Raw genomic sequence first — 17,019 nt, forward strand, 5'->3', positions numbered from 1 at the left:
AGGCCCCCGCGGCGGTGTCGACTCGGACTCTAGCCGACGGCCGGATCCGAAGCGCGGTATCGCGGCCCACCTAGACTGCGGGTATGGATGACGGTTCCCGACAGGACTCCGTGGCTCCAAAAGGCCTGCTACGAATAGAGGATTGCCTGGACGCCAACGGCGAGATCTCGTTGCCGCCGGGAACCACGTTGATTTCTCTGATCGAGCGCAACGTCCGAAATGTCGGCGATTCCATCGCGTACCGCTACCTGGACCATGCCCGCGCGCAAGGCCACACCCTCGAAGTGACCTGGGCCCAACTGGGTGTCCGATTGGAGGCCATCGCCGGAAGCATCCAGCAGTTCGCGGGCGACGGCGACCGGGTGGCGATTCTGGCGCCGCAGGGCCTCGACTACGTCGCCGGCTTCTACGCCGCGGTCAAGGCGGGCACCATCACGGTGCCGTTGTTCGCGCCCGAGCTGCCGGGCCACGCCGAGCGCCTGGAGACGGCACTGCGCGATTCCGAGCCGACCGCGGTGTTGACGACCTCCGCGGCGAAAAACGCAGTCGAAGACTTCCTGGCCGAATGCGCCCAGCTGCGCCAGCCGCAGGTCGTCGTCATCGATCAGATCCCCGACTCGGCGCGGGAGTCGTTCGTGCCCGTCGAGCTGGACATCGACCGGGTTTCCCACTTGCAGTACACCTCGGGTTCGACCCGGCCGCCGGTCGGCGTCGAGATCACCCACCGGGCCGTGGGCACCAATCTGACCCAAATGATTCTGTCGATCGATCTGCTGAACCGGAACACCCACGGGGTGAGCTGGCTGCCGCTGTACCACGACATGGGGCTGTCGATGATCGGCTTTCCCGCGGTGTACGGCGGGCATTCCACGCTGATGTCGCCGACCGCGTTCGTGCGCCGGCCGCAGCGGTGGATCCAGGCGTTGTCCGCGGGGTCGAGGGAGGGCAACGTGGTCACCGCCGCACCCAACTTCGCCTACGAGTGGACGGCACAGCGCGGCCTGCCGGCGGCCGGCGACGACATCGATCTGAGCAATGTCGTGTTGATCATCGGCTCCGAACCGGTCAGCATCGAGGCGATCGCGACGTTCAACAAGACGTTCGCGCCGTACGGGTTGCCGCGCACCGCATTCAAGCCGTCGTATGGCATCGCGGAGGCGACTCTGTTGATCTCCACGATCGAGCCGAGCGCCGAGGCGAAGGTGGTCTACCTCGACCGTGAACAGCTGGGCGCGGGTCGCGCGGTGCAGGTCGGCGCGGACGCGCCGGGTGCGGTGGCGCACGTTTCGTGCGGTCGGCCCGCTCGTAGCCTGCGGGCGGTGATCGTCGACCCCGACACCGCCGACGAATTGCCCGACGGCATGGTCGGCGAAGTCTGGTTGCAGGGCGACAATATCGGCCGGGGCTATTGGCGGCGCCCCGAAGAAACCGAGCGGACTTTCCACGCGCACCTGCGGTCGCGGCTGGCCGAGGGCAGCCGCGCCGAAGGGTCGGCGGCCGAGCGCTCGTGGCTGCGGACCGGCGACTTGGCCGTGTATTTGGACGGCGAGCTCTACGTCGCCGGCCGCATCGCGGACCTGGTTGTCGTCGGCGGCCGCAATCACTACCCGCAGGACATCGAGGCCACCACCGCCGAGGCGTCGCCGATGGTGCGACGCGGCTACGTGACGGCTTTCGCGCTGCCGGACGACGGTGGCGTGGTGATCATCGCCGAGCGCGCGGCGGGCACCAGCCGCGACGATCCGCAGCCGGCGATCGAGGCGATCAAGGCCGCGGTATCGCACCGCCATGGCCTGACCGTTTCCGACGTGCGCTTGTTGCCGGCCGGTGCCATTCCCCGCACAACCAGTGGGAAGCTGGCACGCCTGGCCTGCCGCGCTCAATACCTCGGTGGGGCCTGGCGTTAACGACTGGGCCGAATTCCGGTGAATTCTGCCATCGGAATTGTGGTCGCCCCCGCATCCCATTACGGTCAATTCGCCCGACCGATAACTCACTCACTTCGATGATCGCCGGCGAGGCGCGAGTCAGGGAGGCACGATGGTCGACCTACCGCGGGTGGAAGACGAATTCGCCGGAATCGTCAATCCATCGATAGCGGAATCCACCGCCGTCCGGCCATCGATCGCCTATCCACCGCCCGGCGCTCCGAACGTCGTCGTGGTGCTGCTCGACGACGTCGGATTTGGCGCCGCATCCACATTCGGCGGCCCGATTCCGACGCCATCGCTTGATCGTGTCGCCAATACCGGGTTGCGGTACAACCAATTTCACACCACCGCCCTATGCTCACCGACCCGCGCAGCGCTGTTGACCGGTCGAAACCATCACAGCGCGCACATGGGCACCATCTGCGAGATCGCCTACGGGTTTCCCGGCTACGACAGCGTAATCCCGCTGAGCACGGCCACAATCGCGCAAATTCTGCGGATGAACGGCTACGGCACCGCACTGTTCGGTAAGGCGCATTTCACGCCGACATGGGAGACCGGCCCAGCCGGTCCGTTCGACCGCTGGCCCACCGGACTCGGATTTGAACGCTTCTACGGCTTTCTCGGCGGTGATACGTCTCAATATGAGCCGGCCCTCTACGACCAGACCACGCCCGTCGAGCCCTACCTCGGCCGTGCCGATTACCACCTGACCGAGGACCTTGCGGCGAAGGCGATCGACTGGATCCGGCTACAGAGCAGCTCCGCCCCGTCTAAGCCGTTCTTCGTCTACTTCGCGCCTGGTGCCACGCACAGCCCTCACCAGGTATGGCCGGAATGGTCGCAAAGATTCGCGGGCCAATTCGACGACGGCTGGGATGCGCTGCGGGAAAGCATTTTTGCCCGCCAGGTCGAGATGGGCATCGTTCCGGCGACCGCGAAACTGACACCGCGGCCCGAGCAGATACCGGCCTGGGCGGACTATGACGACCGGTACAAGCCGGTGGCCCGGCGCCTGATGGAGGTCTATGCCGGCTTCCTGGCGCACACCGATGCCCAAGTCGGCCGGCTGGTCGACGCTATCGACGAGTTAGGCCAGTGGGAGAACACGTTATTCATCTACGTGTGCGGCGACAATGGCGCGTCGGCGGAGGGGACGTTGCACGGCGCGTGGAGCTCGCCGGCATTCCAGAACGGCCTGCCCGAAGACCCCGAATGGCTGCTGCAGCACCTGGCCGACTTCGGCACGCCCCGTTGCGAAAACCACTACAACGTCGGCTGGGCCTGGGCGCTCGACGCGCCGTTTCAGTGGATGAAGCAAGTGGCATCACACTTCGGCGGGACCCGCAACGGGCTCGCCATCTCCTGGCCACGAGGGATCAGCGCGGCGGGGGAGCAGCGCAGCCAGTTCCATCACGTGATCGACATCGTCCCCACCATCCTGGACGCCGCCGGCATCGACATGCCCACGCGCGTCAACGGCGTCGAGCAGAAGCCGATAGAGGGTGTCAGCATGCGGTACTCGTTCGACGACGCCGCCGCGGCAAGCCGGCGCACTACGCAGTATTTCGAGATCTTCGGCAATCGTGCTGTGTACCACCACGGTTGGATCGCGTCGTGCTTCCATGGGCGGCTTCCTTGGATCCGTACCCAGCGCCAGCGAGAGTTTGGTGACGGCGAACGCTGGGAGCTCTACGACCTCACCGAAGACTTCAGCCAAGGTGTCGACCTGGCCGCGCAATACCCGGAGAAGCTCAGCGAACTCAAAGCCGTGTTCGACTCCGAAGCGCGCAAATACGACGTCTACCCGCTGAACGACGCGACACTGACCCGCGCGCTGCCCGCCAACCGGCCCAGCCTGCTCGCGGATCGTACGTCCGTCACGTACTACGCCGGTCAGGTGCGTATTCCCGAAACAGCGACGCTGAGCTACACCAGCACGTCGTTCGAACTGCGCGCGCAGTTGCAGATCCCGCCGGGCGGCGCGCGCGGGGTGGTGATCAGTCTCGGCGGGGCGATGGGCGGGTGGACGCTGTACCTGCGGGACGGCATTCCGCAGTTCGCCTACAACTATCTGGGTCATGCGCTGACGACGGTCGCCGCGCAGGCTCCGTTGCCGGAAGGTCCAGTCACGCTGGGACTTTCCTTCGACTACGACGGCGGCGGGTTCGGCAGAGGAGCATCGGTGTCGCTGCTCGTCAACGAGACCACGGTGGCCGGCGGCCGGGTCGAGCAAACCGTGCCGTTTCGTTTCTCGATGAGTGGCGAGACGCTGGATGTGGGCACCGACACCGGCTCACCGGTCGCGCCGTACGGGCACGGCTTCCAGTTCACCGGCGGTATCCACCGGGTCGACGTAACCGTGCGCCCGCACCCCGCCGACCTGGCCGAGGCGATCGCGGAGGCGGAAATGCGTGCCGCGCTGGGCGCACAGTAGCCGTACCGCTAAGACCGCTCGTTATCCTGCGCCGGTGACCGACATGTGGAGCAGTCTTCTTCCGCTGATTGCCGGAAGCGCTTTCGAGCCGATCGAACTCATCATCACAATCATGCTGCTGGGCACCCCTTCCCGCGCCCGGGCTGCCGGAGCCTGGGTAGGAGGGCATGTCAGTACCCGGCTGCTGCAAGGGCTGATCTTCGGCACGATCCTGCATTGGGGGAAGCGCGACGCGGGATCGAATCACGCCCACCACTGGATTGTCTCGACCGTCCTTTTGGTGGTGGCGGTGCTTTTCCTGGTCACTATGGCGCGAGCGATCTTTGGTGCCGACGATCCCGACGCGCCTTCACCGAAATGGATGACCATGCTGACATCGGCATCGCCCACACAAGCGTTCCTCATCGGGGCAGCGATCGTGACAGTCTCGATAAAAGCGTGGGTCTTCACCCTGGCCGCGATCAGCGTCATCGGCAATGCCGAATTGAGCCGGGCGGCTCACGTCGTTTCGTACATCCTGTTCGTCGCGCTTGCCGCGATCGGCAACCTGCTCATCGTCGGCCTGGCGGCGATCTTCCCGGGACGGTCACGCCCCGTGTTGGACCGGACGCTGGCCTGGCTTCAACACAACGACCGGCCCATCATGATCGTGGTCGGGTTGGTGTTCGGAGTCTGGTTCGGGATCAAAGCCCTGCACGGCTTCGGGATTCTGTAGCTGGCCACGCCGAGAACCGACGCCGGAGTCCCCGCCGCGCCGGTCCGGTGGTGGCATCCTGGCCGTATGGGTCTGATCATCCGGCTGGCGGAGTTCCTCATTCTGCTGCTGCCGCTGGTAGGCCTGGCCGTGGGCGCGGTACGCGCCTTCGGCGCGAACAAGCGGCGAGCCCCCGAAGCGCTTGAGCCGACGGCGCCGCCGCCCGAACCCACCGCCAACAGTCAAGCCGCGCAGTGGCGATCGCTGCGACGCATCCTCGACGAGCACCACCGCACCGACACCCGATGGCTGGAGTACGAACTCGACGTCGCCAAGCTGCTCGACTTCCCGCTGATGACGGATCTGCGCGATCCGCTGACCGTCGCTTTTCACAAGGCCAAGCTGCGTGCGGACCTGTTGCGGCCCGTCAAGGCCGAGGATCTGCTCGATGACCGCGAATCCGCCGCGCGCTATCAAGTCGCCGTCGAGGATTACGTGACCGCGTTCAACGTCGCCGAGGCCGAGGCAATACGCAGACGCCGCAACGACTTCTCCCGCGACGAACAACAACGCATCACACGCGCCCAGCGCCTGCTGCGGATGGCCTCAGACGCTGCCGCCGCGCCGCAGGAGCGGCAAAGCGCCTACGAGTCGGCCCGCAAAGAACTCGACGGGCTGATCGTGTTGCCCGCCACCACACAGGCCAGCATCGAGCGCGGAATCTCCGGTGAGATTGAGAGATAGGGCCTTTCTAGGGGCAGCGTGATGCCTTTGGGCCCTTATCGGCAACTGTCGGTGGTCGGCATCATGACGGCATCGCCATCGTCGGCGACCAACATCACGATCATCGAGGAGCCGGGCATGATCGAATACGATCTGGACAAAGAGAATTCCATCTTGGAGGTGCGACCGAAGGCCGCGCTCGACAAGCAAGATTTCGTCGACCTGGCGCAAGCCGTTGACCCCCTGATCGAGGCCCATGGCGACCTGGCCGGCCTGATTGTCAACGCGGCGTCGTTCCCGGGTTGGGACAGTTTTGGGTCGATGGTCACCCACTTCCGCTTCGTTCGGGATCATCATCGGCACGTCAAAAAAGTTGCGGTGGTGACCGATTCGCACCTGGGGGATGTCGCCGAGCGTCTGGCCTCGCATTTTGTGTCAGCCGAGATCCGGCATTTTCCCGCGGGACAGCCGGACGAAGCGCGCCAATGGATCGGATCCTGATGCGTTGACCCGCGGGCGTGTCACGATGATGAAGTGACCGCACCCGGGCAGCCCGACGACGCGCTGGCCGGTTACCCGGTCAACCCACCGCCGCTGCCCGGCCCGGTCATGTTCGACCAGCAGTGGAGCGATCTGACGTTCGTGCACTGGCCGGTCAAACCCGACAGCGTCGCACGCCTGTATCCACCGGGGACGCGTCCCGACGTATTCGCCGACGGGTTGACCTATGTGGCGTTGGTCCCGTTCATGATGACGAGTACCAAAGTCGGTGTCGCCCTGCCGCTTCCGTACTTTGGCAGCTTCGCCGAGACCAACGTCCGGCTCTATTCGATCGACGACGCCGGTCGCCACGGCGTCCTGTTCCGGTCGCTGGAAACCGCTCGACTGGCCGTCGTTCCCGTCACCCGGATCGGCCTCGGCGTCCCTTACACCTGGGCCAGGATGCGGTTGACCCGCGCCGGCAACCACCTCACCTATGACAGCGTGCGGCGGTGGCCGCGCCGCGGCCTGCGCAGCCGACTGACCGTCGCCGTCGGTGACGAGGTGGAGCCCACGCCGCTGGAGGTCTGGCTCACCGCCCGTTGGGGCGCACACACCCGCCGCGCCGGCCGGACCTGGTGGGTGCCCAACGAGCACGGACCGTGGCCGCTGCGCGCGGCGCAAATCCTGGAGTGCAGCGACGAACTGGTCGACGCCAGTGCGGTGCCGCGCGCCGGCGACCGATTGCGCGGCCTGTACTCATCAGGTGTACGAACCCGCTTCGGCCGTCCCTGCGTCGTTCGGTGACGAGGTCTCAGGGGATCGTGTAGCCGCCATCGATCACGACGTCCGAACCGGTCATGTAGCTGGACGCGTCGCTGGCCAGGTAGACGTAGAGGCCGACTAGTTCCTCCGGCCGGCCGATGCGGCCGAGCGGAATCTTGGGCTCCCACAGCCGGTGATACTCCGCCATCGGTTCGACGAGCTCGGTGAGGATGTAGCCCGGGCTGACGCTGTTCACCCGGATGTTGTGCGGCGCGAGCTCGACGGCCATCGCTTTGGTCAGGTGGATGACCGCGGCCTTGGAGGTGCAGTAGTGGCCCGCTTGCTGCGGGATGTTGATGATGTGGCCCGACATCGAGGCGGTGTTGATGATGGCGCCGCCACGGCCCTGGCTGACCATCGCGCGCGCCGCCGCCTGCGCGGTGAGGAATACACCGTTCACATTCGTATCCTGGATGGCCTGGAACTCCTCCGGCGACATGTCCAGCATCGCTTTCAGATTGATGATCCCGGCATTGCAGACGGCGATGTCGATGCCGCCCAACTCCGCGACCACCTGGTCGACCATTCGGTTCACCTGATCGGGCCGGGTCACGTCACAGGTGATCGGCACGACCGTGTCGCCGGCCGCAGCGAGCTCGCCGGCGACCGTCTCCAAGACGTCGGTATGCCGTGCCGCAATGGCGACTTGCGCACCGGCCTGCAGGTAGGCCTCGGCCACCTTTTTGCCGATACCGGTGGACGCCCCGGTCACCAGAGCCGTCCTGCCGCGCAAATCAAACAACTCCAACACGCTCATTCGATATCCCTATTCAGACGAGCCACGTAAAACCAGAACCCGTTCTAGTGTGTCCGCTATGGGCAACTTCAGCAGGGCCGAAATCGAGCAAGCCGTCGAGCACTACACAACCGTGGCGGAAGGGTGCAGCGCGTCCGGCGACTGGGCGCCTTTTGCGGATTTGTTCACTGAGGACGTTGTCTACATCGAACACCACTACGGCGTCTTTCACGGCCGCGAGGCGGTCAGGGAATGGATTGTCGCCGTGATGGCGCCGTTCCCGCACATGCGCTTTCCCAGCGACTGGATCGCTTACGACGAGGACAATGACGCCGTCGTCATTATGATCAAGAATCTGCTCGACCACCCGACCGACCCGGACGGGGAACCGTTCTGGTTCCCGAACTGGACGCGACTGGTCTACGCCGGCAACGGCCTGTTCTCCAGCGAGGAAGACATCTACAACCCCAACCGCGATGCGCCGGGTGTCGTCGCGGCCTGGATGGAAGCGGGCGGGCAGTTCGCGTCAACCGAGTTCTTGCAACCCAACGCGCACTAGGCCTTCGGGGAAATCGCGGCGAGGTCGCGCTGTCGCTTGCGCCGGCGTGACCGGACCGCCGACAGCGCCTGATCCCAGGCGATCATCGTCGTCGCCTTGAGGTTGGCCGGCTTGGCGCTGTCCTTCGAAAGCAGCGCGGTGGCAGCGGCTTTCGTGGTTGGCGACGCCTTCGACAGGTGACCGGAGTCGAACGGTGGCTGCGGGTCGTATTCGATCGCGAGCTGGATCGCCCTGGCGCGGCCCTCGCCCCCGATCTCGCCGGCCAGCCAGAACGCGAGGTCGAGTCCCGCGGACACGCCGGCACTGGTGATGACGTTGTCCTGGCGCACCACCCGCTCGTCGCCGACCGGGATCGCGCCGAATCCCTTCAGCATCGGGATCGCCAGCCAATGCGATGTCGCTCGCCGGCCCTCGAGCAGGCCGGCCGCGGCCAGGATCACCGAGCCCGAGCACACCGACGCCGTCCAGCTCGCGGTTTGATGTGCCGCGCGCAGCCAGTCCAGCAGCACTTCGTCGCGGGCGTGCACCGGAGTCGACGGACCACCGGGCACGACAATGACGTCGGGCCAGGGCGTTTCGGCCAGCGAATGCGTGGCACCGATGACCAGTACGCCGGAGTCCGCGGTGATCGGCCCGGATTCGTGCCAGACGAAGCGCACCTGGGCGCCCGGCAGATTGCGCAGCACCTCATACGGGCCGATCATGTCCAGCGCGGTGAATCCGGGGTAAGCCACGAAGGCGATCTGAGTCATCGATGCGGTCCTTTCTGATTACGCGAATGTCTTGCGGTACTGGTCCGGCGAAACACCGATACGACGAATAAAGTTGCGCCGCATGGTTTCTGCGGTGCCGAAGCCGCACCGGGCCGCAATCGCCACGACGGTGTCGTCGGTTTCTTCCAACTGTCGGCGCGCGGCTTCGGTGCGGACCCGTTCGACGTAGTGGCCCGGCGCCTCGCCGACCTCATCGGTGAACACCCGGGTGAAGTGCCGCGGGCTCATCGTCGCCCGGCGAGCCAGATCGCCGATGCTGTGCGCGGCTCCCGGCTGCGCCTCGATGGCCTCCTGCACCTCGCGGATGCAGACGCGTTTGGCCCGCGGCACCCATACCGGCGCCGCGAATTGGGTCTGCCCGCCGGGGCGGCGCAGATACAGCACCATCCAGCGGGCAACGGTCTGCGCGGTCTCGGTTCCGTGGTCATCCTCGACCAGGGACAGCGCGAGGTCGATACCCGCGGCTACACCCGCGGCCGTCCACACCACCTCGGAGCTCCGGACGAAGATCGGGTCGGGGTCGACCACGACGGCGGGGAACTCACTGGCCAGCCGGTCGGCGAAGGCCCAGTGGGTGGTGGCGCGGCAGCCGTCCAGCAGCCCGGCCTCGGCGGCGAGGAAGGCGCCTGTGCAGACGGTGACGACGCGGCGGGCGCTGCCCGCGGCGGCTCTGATCCAGGCCACCAGGTCCGCGTCTTGCCGAGCGGCATCGACGCCACCGCCGCCGGGCAGCACGACCGTGTCGATCTGGTCGTCCGGGTCGGGCAGCGGGGCACCGACGAACGCGAGGCCGGTTCCGGTGGTGATCGGCCGGCCGCGCACCGAGGCCAAGACGACGTCGTATCCGCCGTCGGTCAGCAGCGCCGCGCCGGTGAACACGTCGTAGGGTCCGACGACGTCGAGTGCCTGCACACCCGGAAAGCCGACGATAACGACCTTGCGAACCATGGCTTCAGTGTTGGCCGAACCGAGGTATGTCGTCTAGGCCTAGTACCCCACGAATTAGGACATCGGACCTGACCCAACCCCGCCCGAGCGGCCTTGGCAGACTGTGACCATGGCACAGATAACCCTGCGAGGAAACGCGATCAACACTGTCGGCGAGCTTCCCGCCGTCGGATCCAAAGCCCCGGCCTTCAACTTGACCGGCGCCGACCTGAGCGCCGTGAGCAGCGACCAGTTCAGCGGTAAGTCCGTGCTGCTGAACATCTTTCCGTCGGTGGACACCCCGGTGTGCGCGACCAGCGTGCGGAAGTTCAACGAGCGTGCCGCGGGCGGCGGTGCGACCGTGGTGAACGTGTCCAAGGACCTGCCGTTCGCGCAGAAGCGGTTCTGCGGCGCAGAGGGCATCGAGAACGTCACCACGGCCTCGGCATTCCGCGACAGCTTCGGCGAGGACTACGGCATCACGATCGCCGACGGTCCGATGGCCGGCCTGTTGGGCCGGGCCGTCGTGGTGATCGGCGCTGACGGCAATGTCGCCTACGCGCAGCTGGTGCCGGAGATCGCCGAGGAGCCGGACTACGACGCCGCGCTGGCAGCGCTGGGCGCCTAGCCTCGGGTCGCATTCCGGGTTGCCCGGTACTGCGGATATTCGTTGCGGTGACGAACTTTCGCCGCTTCTGAGCAGTGGTGTCGACACCGATGCGTGTTAGCCTGTCGATTCCCGTCGCGTTAGCCGCGGGCTCGGCACACAAACTCGGCACCCAGGGGAGTAACCGCGCAATGATGCGTTTCGTCCAAGCCGCGTCCGCGGCCGTGCTCGTCAGCGCGATTGCGGTGCCGCTGGCCGGGTGTAGCAGCAAGTCGACCGTCAAACCCGATGGCGCAGCGCAATCGGTGGTCGACGTCGTCTCCAAGCAGACCGGCTTTCATCCCGCCGACGTGCACTGCCCGGACGGTGTAGAGGCCAAAGTCGGCGTCCAGTTCGACTGTCACTTCACCGGCCCGGAGGGCAAGGAGTACACCGCCGACATGAAGATCACCAAGGTCAACGGCGAGCAGGTCGACTTCGCTGTCAACACCCACCCGAGCTAGGGCCGCAGCCGATCGGCGGTGGCGGTCAGCACCTCGCGGCATCCGGTCCACATTTGCGTGATGATCTCAGCGGCCGGTGGCAGGTCGTCGATCCGGCCGGCGACCTGACCGGTGTTGGCGACACTGGCGTCCATGTCGCCCTCGAAATACAGTCGCTGCACGCGTTGCAACGCCGCGCCGCCTTCTTCCAAAGAAGCTGAGGCATCCAGCTTTTCGGCGGCCGGAGTGCGGATCACACGCATCATTCGTTTGCCGTCGAGCGGCAGCAGCACGGTGCCGGTCTCGTCGGCCGCCACGACGGCTTGTTTGAGATTGCCGTGTACCGGCGAATCCGCCGAGGCCAGCAACCGCGTGCCCATCTGGACGGCTTCGGCGCCGAGCACGAACGCCGCGGCCATCGATCGGGCGTCGCAGATTCCGCCGGCGGCCACGATCGGGACATCGACGTGCGCGGCCACCAAGGGCAGCAGCACCATCGTCGACGCCCCGAACCGGTTCTTGAACCCGCCGCCCTCGACTCCCTCGACAACGAGGCCGTCCACGCCGGCGTCGACGGCTTTCTTGGCCGCTTCCAGCGTGCCCACCACGTGGAACACGGTGATGCCCGCGTCGTGCAGCCGCTCGGTGAACAGCTTGGGACTCCCGGCCGAGGTGGTGACGAACCGAATGCCGTTGGCGACGAGCAGGTCGACAACCGTCAGGTCACGGTTGAACAGCAGTGCGATGTTTGCGCCCACCGAGCCGCGGGTGAGGGTGTGCACCCGCGCAATGTCGGCCCGCCCCTGATCGGAGGTGGTCTCGATGATTCCCAGCCCGCCCGCGTTGGATACCGCGGCGGCGAGCTGGGCGCCGGCGATGTAGGTCATCGGCGCCTGGATGATCGGGATGTCGATTCGTGCGAGTTCGCAGACTCGGTTGGTCGCGGGCTCGGCCCGGCCGGCGGTCATCGGTCCCGCGGATCGACGAGCTCGCGGAAGCGTTGCGCGCCGAAGACGGACGCGCCGAGGCTTCGCACCCGGTCGGTCAGCGCCCGATCGGACGTGACGACCCGGATCTCGTCCGGTCTGGAGTCGGCGTGAACCAGTCGGACGATCTCGTCGTCGGCCGAGTTCGCGGCCGCTTTAGGCGCATGCGCGATCTCGATCGCCGTCGATGTGATGGCCGTCGAAGGCGGCCGCTCAAACACCACCGTCACCGTGTCTCCTCGTGCGCGGGCCCAGCTGTCCAATCTGTCTACCAAAGCGGCCATCGCACCGTCACGATCCCGCCACCAACCGTCGGGGCGAGCGCCGATGACGTTCATACCGTCGACGATCCAGCGCACCAGCCCACAGTAGGGCGGTCGCTAATCTGTGCTCCGCACCAGGATGTCGGCGGCGACTGTCTCGGGGATCTCGATGTGAGGGCAGTGTCCGGCGTCGTCGTACTCGATCAGATCGGCCGCCGGCATGCGGCTGCGAAGCTCCTCGGCGATCGCGGCGCCGGACACCGGATCACACATGCCCCAAAGGAACGACAGTGGAATGGTGGTGCGGGTGAGTGCGCTTTCGAAGCGAACCTTATTGGCGGCACGTTCTGGTATGTAACGCAACAGCTTTCGCTGAATATCGCGTCCGGGATCGTTTTCCCGGAACGCGCGATAGTGCAGCACGGCGCGCTCGCGGTCAAGCGGATGTGCGGGGGAGAACACCTCACCCCAGGTGCGAACAAACAGCGACTCGGTGAACAAACGTGCCAGCAGTGCGCCCACCACGGGAATCAAGCTGGCGCGCTGCGCGATTCGTGGCCGGTATCGATCGGCGAACAGGCCGGCGTTGAGAAGGATGCAGCGCTTGATGTCGGCGCCCCCTTCGTCCCGGCGGGCGAGCAGCTCGGTTGCCACGATCGCGCCGTAGTCGTAGGCGACCACCGTCGGCGCGGACGGGGCGTATGCGGCGATGACCGCCTCGGCCAGGTCGGCCTGTTCGAACACGCTGTAGCGGTGCCCGAGCGGCTTGTCGCTCGCGCCGTAGCCGAGAAAGTCGAAACTGATCACCTCGTGGTGTCGTGCCAACGCCGGCTCGATGGCCGACCATTCGAACGACGACGCGGGAAACCCATGCAGCAGAACCAACGGCGTGCCCTGGCCGACCCGACGGACGAAAACCCTTCGCGGCGCACCGCGCAGCGTCATCACCACCGTCTGCCCGCCGTGCCGCCAATCTTCCAGTGCGGTGGTCACACGCCCTCCCGAGGATCAGTCTCAATTCGAGACCAAACGCTAGCAGGAGTGGTCTCTTTTTGAAACCACCGCGGGTAACATCAGTGCCATGCGCTACGAGGAACTCGCCGATTTCCCCTGCTCGATCACCAGGCCGCTGGTGGTTTTGGGAGATCGGTGGACATTGCTGGTCCTCAAGACAGCCTTCAACGGGGTCCGTCGCTTCAACGCTTTCCAGGCGGCTCTGGGTATTTCGCGGAGCAGGCTGCAGGACCGGCTCGACCGTCTCGTCGAGCACGAGATCTTGGCCAAGACGAAGTCCGGCGACGGCAATTACGAGGAGTACCGGCTCACCCCGAAAGGCCACGATGTCTATCCGGTGTTGATGGCGCTGCGCGACTGGGGCGATCGGTACATGGCCCCGGACGGCCCGCCCGTGCACTTCCGCCATCGCGACTGCCCGGGCGAGGCGCACGTCAGCCTCGCCTGCGACGTGTGCGGCAACCCCCTGACCGCGCGCGATGTCGACCCCGTCCCGGGCCCCGGGCTTAGCTGAAACGCTAACGGCGCCATTAACACGCGATTTCGATGGCTAGACACTTTGAGTAATTGGTACGGTCACCGGTATCAGTTCCCGGGATCGACAGGAGAGCGCCGATGACGTCGTTAGCCGATACGAGCGACCGCGTGGTTTCGCTGGCTCGCGGCATGCGCGACCTGGTGGCCGAGCAAGCCGCCGAGTCCGAGCGAATCCGCACTCTTTCGACTCCGATCGTGGACCAGATGTGGGCCAGCGGGCTGATGTCGTCGTTTAACCCCGAGGTGGCCGGGGGCCTCGAGCCGTCGTTTACCGAGATGATCGATACCTGGATCGAAATGGCTTGGCAGGACGGCTCATTCGGGTGGATTGGCATCGCCAACCTGCCGTCGTCGTTCGCCGCGGCGGCCTATCTGCCCGACGAGGGCTTCGCCGAGGTGTTCACCGCCCACGACAACCGCGTGACGATGGGCGGCCAGTTCTTTCCCAACGGGCAGGGGATCGTCGTCGACGGCGGCTATCAGCTCAGCGGCTCGTGGAGCTTCGGTTCCGGCATCGGCCATTCCGAGTACGTGGCGGCCGGATTTATGCCGCTGGACAACGGCGAGATGCGTTGGATCAGCGAAGGCCTGCCCGAGATGCACGTCGCCGTGCTGCCACGAAACCAGGTCAGCTTCAACGACGGGTGGCATGTCCAGGGGCTCAAGGGAACAGGGTCCTACGACTACAGCGTTACCGACGTGTTCGTGCCGGCCGGCCGCACCTTCGAGCTCTTCGCCCGGCGGCCGCACCGCGGGACGTCGCCGGCCACCCGGATGGGCCTGATGCCGGTCACCGCCGCCGGCCACGCATCGTGGGCGCTGGGCGTGGCCAAGAGCATGCTCGACGACGTGCAGGAACTTGCCGCCACCAAATTCCGGATGAGCGACACGGCGTCTCTGGCCAGCCGCCCCACCTTCCAGAAGGGCCTGGCGCACCATCGCGCTGCCTGGCGCGCGGCGCGCCTTCTGGTGCTCGACGCCTTCACCGCCGCCGAGGCCGCGGTGGCCGCGGGCGACGACCTCACCCCGGCGTTGCGCGCCGATATGCGGGTGGCCGCCGTCTACGCCACCGATACGGCCCGAGCGTGTGCCGAATGGGCCCACCTCGTCGCGGGGACCAGCTCGATCCGCGAGGGCACTCGCCTCGAGCGCGCGTTCCGCGACATCTATACCGGCACTCAACACGCCTTTATCAGCGAGAAGGTGGCCATCGACGCCGCCCAGATCTGGCTGGGCATCATCGAGGATCAGCCGGGGCTCTGAGGGGCGGCGCCTCAGAGCAGCTGCTCACCCGTCTGCTTGCCGTCGGCGTCTTTGGACTCCGGGGTGCCGTCATCGTTCGTCAACGACGACGCCAGTGCCGGCCCGGTCCCACCCGCGGCGGCGCCACTCGCCCCGGCCGCACTCGCGGCCGCTCCGCCGGTCGATGCACCGCCGGCGGTAGCGCCGCCCAGGCCGCCCTGGCCGACCGACCCCAGCGACGAGCCGAGCGAACTGAGGGTGCTCAGCGGCGCGCTGCCGGCGCTGAGCAGTGTTGATGCCGCACTCATCGTGGTAGGCATCGAGGCCGCGCCGGCCGCGGGGGTCGGCGCGACCGCCGCGCCTTCGACCAGGTTCGCCAATGCCGGTGTGCGGGCCGGCGTCCCGGCCGCGCCGGGCACAGTTTCGGCGCGCAGCAGCCGGGTGGCCGGAGCCGGACTGGCCAACGACCTCGACATGGGCGCGCCGGCGCTTTGGAATTCGACGGCGGTGGTGCGCGCCGCGTTGGTCTGTAGGGCACCTGCGGCGGTCGCGTCGGTCTGGGCATACATCCGGGTGATGTTCACCAGCGCCGCGCCGGTCCGTGAAATCTCTTGGTGGGCGGCGGCGTGAGCGGCCAACGTCTTGCTGGCCTCGGCGGCAAACGCCATCGCGGCCTGCATCGAGACTTCCTCGGCGCCCGCGGGCACCAGTGCGGTCACCATCGGTGCCGTGGCGGCTCCGGAAGCCAAGGCGCTGGCGCCCATCGCCGTCAACTGCCCGCCGATGATGGCAACCGCCGGATCGTGCGACATGGATGTCATGTGCGTCGTGCTCCTAGGTGTGTGTGCGCCCGGCACCGTGGCGGATTGCATTGATTCTACCGAGGCGAACGGCCGCCAAAGGCACAAATTCTCGCCGACACAACGAAGGGCGATCCGGTCAAAGGTGTGTCAACAACCGCTCGGTGAATTCCTCGGGATGTTCTCGGTGCATGAAATGCCCGCCGGGAACCTCCTCGACGACGTAGTCGGCCTCGAACATCCGGGCGGCACCCCGATAATCCGAGGGCTCGGCGACCGGATCATCCAGTCCGGCAAAGACAACCGTCGGCACCTTGATCCGCGCCTTCAGCGACGGGCTCGGAATGGGGGAGAGCTTTCGGTAGTAACCGAACGCGGCATTGAGACTCGCCGGATTCGCGAAGCCGGCGCGCACGGCCTCGAATTCGCTCGGATCCGGGCTCCAGGTCGGAGACCATCGCCGGTAAATGGCGGGTAGCGCCGCGAAGTCGTTGCGCGCGAAGCGGTTCGGTGCCCCCGGCAGCTTGTAGGCCACGAAATGGCGGACGCCCCAGACTTTCCGAAGCGTCGGTTTGAGCGCGCCCGGATGTGGAATACCGATCACGAAAAGCTTTTTCACGCGATCCGGGCCGAGCGCGGCCGCGCCGTAGGCAGCGCAGGCTCCCCAATCGTGGCCGATCACGACGGCGTCGCGCGCCCCGAGCGCTTCGATCAATGCCAGCGGATCGCGGGCCAGGGTCTCTTGATCGGGGTCGCGGTCCGGGATCCCGCTGGGGTCATAGCCACGCATGAACGGACTCACCGCGCGATAGCCCTTCGCCGCGATCGCCGGGCGCAGCTGGTCCCACGAATGTGCGGTGTCGGGGAAACCGTGCAGCATCAGCACGAGGGGGCCTGAGCCCTCCTCGAGACAGGCGAATCTGAGCCCATTCGCGTCGACGAACCGCACCGAATCTGCCATGACGAGCGCGACGTTACGCCGATGGTCGCGGCCCGGCGAGCG

19 protein-coding genes are annotated in these 17,019 nt (G+C 66.5%); 11 read left to right on the forward strand and 8 right to left on the reverse strand.

From position 1 onward, the window contains the following. Positions 1–83: 83 nt before the first annotated feature. The 6 genes from MAAFP003_RS14515 to MAAFP003_RS14540 all read left to right on the forward strand — a co-directional run bounded on the left by MAAFP003_RS14515 (position 84) and on the right by MAAFP003_RS14540 (position 7,072). Positions 84–1,907 carry a fatty acyl-AMP ligase gene (locus MAAFP003_RS14515; protein ID WP_096287973.1) on the forward strand — a complete coding sequence of 608 codons (1,824 nt, stop codon included), beginning with the start codon at positions 84–86 and terminating at the stop codon, positions 1,905–1,907. Between the two features lie 133 nt (positions 1,908–2,040). Beyond that, positions 2,041–4,368, forward strand: a complete 2,328-nt coding sequence (locus MAAFP003_RS14520) for an arylsulfatase (RefSeq protein WP_096287975.1) — start codon at positions 2,041–2,043, stop codon at positions 4,366–4,368. Next, on the forward strand, positions 4,346–5,083 hold the full coding sequence (locus MAAFP003_RS14525; RefSeq protein WP_243394040.1) for a GAP family protein: 738 nt from the start codon (positions 4,346–4,348) through the stop codon (positions 5,081–5,083). The genes MAAFP003_RS14520 and MAAFP003_RS14525 overlap by 23 nt, the downstream gene beginning before the upstream one ends. Before the next feature lie 66 nt (positions 5,084–5,149). Then, entirely contained in the window at positions 5,150–5,806 is a 657-nt protein-coding gene (locus tag MAAFP003_RS14530; protein WP_096287977.1) for a hypothetical protein, read from the forward strand. Between the two features lie 117 nt (positions 5,807–5,923). After that, entirely contained in the window at positions 5,924–6,286 is a 363-nt protein-coding gene (locus MAAFP003_RS14535) for a SpoIIAA family protein (RefSeq protein WP_096291160.1), read from the forward strand. Between the two features lie 108 nt (positions 6,287–6,394). Further along, complete coding sequence (locus MAAFP003_RS14540) at positions 6,395–7,072, forward strand: YqjF family protein (RefSeq protein ID WP_423790917.1); 678 nt, start codon at positions 6,395–6,397, stop codon at positions 7,070–7,072. Between the two features lie 7 nt (positions 7,073–7,079). On the opposite strand, the gene MAAFP003_RS14545 is transcribed toward MAAFP003_RS14540, so the two are convergent. Next, positions 7,080–7,847, reverse strand: a complete 768-nt coding sequence (locus MAAFP003_RS14545; RefSeq protein WP_096287981.1) for an SDR family oxidoreductase — start codon at positions 7,845–7,847, stop codon at positions 7,080–7,082. Between the two features lie 58 nt (positions 7,848–7,905). On the opposite strand from MAAFP003_RS14545, the gene MAAFP003_RS14550 reads away from it, so the two are divergent. Next, positions 7,906–8,385: a nuclear transport factor 2 family protein gene (locus MAAFP003_RS14550; RefSeq protein ID WP_096287983.1), complete on the forward strand. Its 480-nt coding sequence runs from the start codon at positions 7,906–7,908 to the stop codon at positions 8,383–8,385. Here MAAFP003_RS14550 and MAAFP003_RS14555 read toward each other — a convergent pair. Then, positions 8,382–9,137, reverse strand: coding sequence for a DJ-1/PfpI family protein (locus MAAFP003_RS14555; protein ID WP_096287985.1), 756 nt, complete (start codon positions 9,135–9,137; stop codon positions 8,382–8,384). The genes MAAFP003_RS14550 and MAAFP003_RS14555 overlap by 4 nt on opposite strands. Before the next feature lie 18 nt (positions 9,138–9,155). Beyond that, entirely contained in the window at positions 9,156–10,106 is a 951-nt protein-coding gene (locus tag MAAFP003_RS14560; protein WP_096287986.1) for a GlxA family transcriptional regulator, read from the reverse strand. Positions 10,107–10,215: 109 nt separating this feature from the next. Here MAAFP003_RS14560 and tpx point away from each other — a divergent pair, with 109 nt between their 5' ends. Continuing rightward, positions 10,216–10,713, forward strand: a complete 498-nt coding sequence (gene tpx / locus MAAFP003_RS14565; RefSeq protein ID WP_096287988.1) for a thiol peroxidase — start codon at positions 10,216–10,218, stop codon at positions 10,711–10,713. 170 nt (positions 10,714–10,883) lie between these two features. Next, positions 10,884–11,195 carry a DUF4333 domain-containing protein gene (locus MAAFP003_RS14570; RefSeq protein WP_243394041.1) on the forward strand — a complete coding sequence of 104 codons (312 nt, stop codon included), beginning with the start codon at positions 10,884–10,886 and terminating at the stop codon, positions 11,193–11,195. Here the strand turns inward: MAAFP003_RS14570 and MAAFP003_RS14575 are convergent. The 3 genes from MAAFP003_RS14575 to MAAFP003_RS14585 all read right to left on the reverse strand — a co-directional run bounded on the left by MAAFP003_RS14575 (position 11,192) and on the right by MAAFP003_RS14585 (position 13,416). Further along, the gene (locus tag MAAFP003_RS14575; RefSeq protein WP_243394138.1) at positions 11,192–12,061 is read right to left on the reverse strand and encodes an NAD(P)H-dependent flavin oxidoreductase; all 870 of its coding nucleotides are present in this window, start codon (positions 12,059–12,061) and stop codon (positions 11,192–11,194) included. The genes MAAFP003_RS14570 and MAAFP003_RS14575 overlap by 4 nt on opposite strands. Before the next feature lie 77 nt (positions 12,062–12,138). Continuing rightward, complete coding sequence (locus tag MAAFP003_RS14580; RefSeq protein WP_096287992.1) at positions 12,139–12,519, reverse strand: NYN domain-containing protein; 381 nt, start codon at positions 12,517–12,519, stop codon at positions 12,139–12,141. 21 nt (positions 12,520–12,540) lie between these two features. Beyond that, on the reverse strand, positions 12,541–13,416 hold the full coding sequence (locus MAAFP003_RS14585; RefSeq protein WP_096287994.1) for an alpha/beta fold hydrolase: 876 nt from the start codon (positions 13,414–13,416) through the stop codon (positions 12,541–12,543). A gap of 88 nt (positions 13,417–13,504) precedes the next feature. On the opposite strand from MAAFP003_RS14585, the gene MAAFP003_RS14590 reads away from it, so the two are divergent. Continuing rightward, positions 13,505–13,951, forward strand: coding sequence for a winged helix-turn-helix transcriptional regulator (locus tag MAAFP003_RS14590; RefSeq protein ID WP_096287996.1), 447 nt, complete (start codon positions 13,505–13,507; stop codon positions 13,949–13,951). A gap of 101 nt (positions 13,952–14,052) precedes the next feature. Continuing rightward, complete coding sequence (locus tag MAAFP003_RS14595; protein WP_096287998.1) at positions 14,053–15,237, forward strand: acyl-CoA dehydrogenase family protein; 1,185 nt, start codon at positions 14,053–14,055, stop codon at positions 15,235–15,237. Between the two features lie 11 nt (positions 15,238–15,248). On the opposite strand, the gene MAAFP003_RS14600 is transcribed toward MAAFP003_RS14595, so the two are convergent. Together MAAFP003_RS14600 and MAAFP003_RS14605 are read right to left on the reverse strand one after the other, a co-directional pair. Further along, positions 15,249–16,037, reverse strand: coding sequence for a PE domain-containing protein (locus tag MAAFP003_RS14600; protein ID WP_096288000.1), 789 nt, complete (start codon positions 16,035–16,037; stop codon positions 15,249–15,251). A gap of 118 nt (positions 16,038–16,155) precedes the next feature. Next, positions 16,156–16,977, reverse strand: coding sequence for an alpha/beta fold hydrolase (locus MAAFP003_RS14605; RefSeq protein WP_096288002.1), 822 nt, complete (start codon positions 16,975–16,977; stop codon positions 16,156–16,158). Positions 16,978–17,019: the final 42 nt, after the last annotated feature.

The organism is Mycobacterium ahvazicum, from assembly GCF_900176255.2.
Lineage (GTDB): Bacteria > Actinomycetota > Actinomycetes > Mycobacteriales > Mycobacteriaceae > Mycobacterium > Mycobacterium ahvazicum.

Bases quoted from the DNA above. Each gene is read 5' to 3' on its own strand.
- MAAFP003_RS14575 (WP_243394138.1), bottom strand. From the start codon at position 12,061: ATGACCTACATCGCCGGCGCCCAGCTCGCCGCCGCGGTATCCAACGCG.
- MAAFP003_RS14540 (WP_423790917.1), top strand. From the start codon at position 6,395: ATGTTCGACCAGCAGTGGAGCGATCTGACGTTCGTGCACTGGCCGGTC.
- MAAFP003_RS14595 (WP_096287998.1), top strand. From the start codon at position 14,053: ATGACGTCGTTAGCCGATACGAGCGACCGCGTGGTTTCGCTGGCTCGC.
- MAAFP003_RS14515 (WP_096287973.1), top strand. From the start codon at position 84: ATGGATGACGGTTCCCGACAGGACTCCGTGGCTCCAAAAGGCCTGCTA.
- MAAFP003_RS14555 (WP_096287985.1), bottom strand. From the start codon at position 9,137: ATGACTCAGATCGCCTTCGTGGCTTACCCCGGATTCACCGCGCTGGAC.
- MAAFP003_RS14570 (WP_243394041.1), top strand. From the start codon at position 10,884: ATGATGCGTTTCGTCCAAGCCGCGTCCGCGGCCGTGCTCGTCAGCGCG.
- MAAFP003_RS14605 (WP_096288002.1), bottom strand. From the start codon at position 16,977: ATGGCAGATTCGGTGCGGTTCGTCGACGCGAATGGGCTCAGATTCGCC.
- MAAFP003_RS14590 (WP_096287996.1), top strand. From the start codon at position 13,505: ATGCGCTACGAGGAACTCGCCGATTTCCCCTGCTCGATCACCAGGCCG.
- MAAFP003_RS14520 (WP_096287975.1), top strand. From the start codon at position 2,041: ATGGTCGACCTACCGCGGGTGGAAGACGAATTCGCCGGAATCGTCAAT.
- tpx (WP_096287988.1), top strand. From the start codon at position 10,216: ATGGCACAGATAACCCTGCGAGGAAACGCGATCAACACTGTCGGCGAG.
- MAAFP003_RS14550 (WP_096287983.1), top strand. From the start codon at position 7,906: ATGGGCAACTTCAGCAGGGCCGAAATCGAGCAAGCCGTCGAGCACTAC.
- MAAFP003_RS14545 (WP_096287981.1), bottom strand. From the start codon at position 7,847: ATGAGCGTGTTGGAGTTGTTTGATTTGCGCGGCAGGACGGCTCTGGTG.
- MAAFP003_RS14530 (WP_096287977.1), top strand. From the start codon at position 5,150: ATGGGTCTGATCATCCGGCTGGCGGAGTTCCTCATTCTGCTGCTGCCG.
- MAAFP003_RS14600 (WP_096288000.1), bottom strand. From the start codon at position 16,037: ATGACATCCATGTCGCACGATCCGGCGGTTGCCATCATCGGCGGGCAG.
- MAAFP003_RS14560 (WP_096287986.1), bottom strand. From the start codon at position 10,106: ATGGTTCGCAAGGTCGTTATCGTCGGCTTTCCGGGTGTGCAGGCACTC.
- MAAFP003_RS14535 (WP_096291160.1), top strand. From the start codon at position 5,924: ATGATCGAATACGATCTGGACAAAGAGAATTCCATCTTGGAGGTGCGA.